General features: G+C 66.2%; 2 protein-coding genes. Both read right to left on the reverse strand.

Features of this window, described 5'->3' with window-relative positions:
• Positions 1 to 1,169 (reverse strand): NAD(P)/FAD-dependent oxidoreductase (locus AC0QTX_RS27325; protein WP_474606933.1); only part of this gene is annotated, 1,169 nt, incomplete at its 3' end.
• A gap of 27 nt (positions 1,170 to 1,196) precedes the next feature.
• Positions 1,197 to 2,213 (reverse strand): 4-hydroxyproline epimerase, encoded by a 1,017-nt coding sequence (locus AC0QTX_RS27330; protein WP_474606934.1) that lies wholly within the window; start codon positions 2,211 to 2,213, stop codon positions 1,197 to 1,199.
• Between the last annotated feature and the right edge of the window lie 18 nt (positions 2,214 to 2,231).

A 2,231-nucleotide genomic window follows, 5' to 3' on the forward strand; every position in this document is an offset into this window, starting at 1 on the left:
ACCATCTGGGCCGTAACAGCGGCCTGGGTGAGACCGTAGTGCCCGTGACCGAAGGCATAGATCACGCGCCTGTCCTTCCGGGCCGGGCCGATCACCGGCAAGGAATCCGGGATCGAGGGCCTGAAGCCCATCCAGCGCTTTACCGCCTGTTCTGACGGGACATGAGGCAGGAAGCGCGTCAGACGCTGCACCATGGCGTCTGTCCGGCTGTGGTTGGGCGGCGTCCCAAGTCCTGCGAATTCGACGGCGCCGCCGACCCGATCGCCCGTATCGAGAGGCGTCGTGACGAAGCCCTCGCCCTCGAACATGATGGGCCGGCCGATGCCGAACGTGCCCTTGGGATAGGTTGCGTTGTAGCCCCTCTCGGTGTCGAGCGGGATCCTGTCGCCGAGTTCGGCCGCCATGCCACGCGACCAGATCCCGGCCGAGACCACGACCTGGTCGGCGACTACTTCCGAGGGGGCTCCATCCGTATGAACGTGAACGGCCTCATTCGTCGGCTCGATCCGCAACGCATGCGCCGCCACATGAACGGCGCCCCGCTCCAGAGCCAGCCGCAGCAGGTCGGCGGCCAGGTTGGCCGGATCGGAGACATGGCAGGCATCCGGGTAGAGAACGGCCGCTTCCACGTTGCGGAGCGCAGGTTCCAGTTCTGCAAGTGCCGCGGGGCTCAGGGCTTCCGCCTCGATCCCGAAGCCGCGCTGACGCTCGATGATGTCCTTCGAGCGAAGGAAATCGCCCTGTTGCCTCCACACGGAGAGGATCCCGTTCTCCCGGAGATGCCCGCTCAGATGGAGAGACGACAGCAGGCTCTTCCAGGCCGGGAGAGCCTCCGCATTGATGGAGCGGATCGCCCCGATGCTGGCCATGATGCGGGCAGGCGACGAGGCCAGCAGGAAGCGCGCCAGCCAGGGCATCAGATGCGGCAGGTATCCGGGCCGGATCGTCAGGGGGCCAAGCGGGTCCATCAGCCAGCGCGGCAGGTTGCGCCACGCCTTCGGGGAGGCGAGCGGCATGACGTCGGTATGGGCGATCCAGCCGGCATTGCCGTCTGTCGGACGCCCCTCCTTGCCGCCCGGCTCGATCAGAACGACCTCATGGCCCCTGTCGAGCAAGGCATGCGCGGTGGCAAGCCCCACGATGCCTGCCCCGATGATCGCGACCCGCATGGTTCTTCCCTAAAACAGGCTTGAGGCCTAGCGACTCTGGTCGACGACCTGGAAGCCGTTGGCGAAGGGATCCCGGTCGTCGATGAAGATGGTGTTGAAACCGGTCACCCGCGCCCAGCCTTCGATGGACGGGATGATCGCGTCGCGATCGCCCACCTTGGTGCGCCCCTCGATGCGCCCCGTGAAGGTGGAGCCGATGATGCTCTCGTGAACGAAGGCATCGCCCTCCTTCAGGGCCCCGCGGGCGGCGAGATGCGCCATGCGGGCGGAGGTGCCCGTGCCACAGGGGGAACGGTCGATGGCCTTGTCACCATAGAACACCGCATTGCGCGCGGTGCTGCCCGGATTCTGGGCTCTTCCGGTCCACAGCACGTGCGTCAGGCGGTTGATGGCCGGGTTCTCGGGATGGGCGATCTGGTAGCGCGCATTGAAGGCCTCGCGCAGCTTCGGGCTCCAGCGCAGGATGTCGGACGGATTGACGTCTGCCACATCCGAGTAGAGCGTCTGCGGCTCCACGATGGCGTAGAAGTTGCCGCCATAGGCCACATCGACGGTAAGGTGGCCGAGCCCCTCGACCTCGACCTCGTAGCCGGTGCCATAGAGGAAGGACGGAATGTTGGTGATGCGCACCCGCTCCACGAACGGCCCGTTCTGCTCGTAGCGTGCCTCCACCACGCCGGCAGGGGTATCGAGCCGCAGCAGGCCCGGAGTCTTCGGATGGATGAGGCCGTTCTCCAGCGCGATGGTCACCGTTCCGATGGTGCCATGGCCGCACATGGGCAGGCAGCCCGATGTCTCGATGAACAGGATGCCCACGTCGCAATCGGGCCGCGTGGGCGGGTACAGGATCGACCCCGACATCATGTCGTGGCCGCGCGGCTCGAACATCAGGCCGGTCCGAATCCAGTCGTATTCAGCCAGGAAGTGCTGGCGCCGGTCGAACATCGTATCCCCCTTGAGCTGGGGAATGCTGCCGCCGCCCACCACCCGGACCGGGTTGCCGCAGGTATGGCCGTCGATGCAGAAGAAGGTGTGGCGCGCCATGGCCTCACTCGCTGTTCA

The organism is Microvirga sp. jy35 (genome assembly GCF_056148915.1).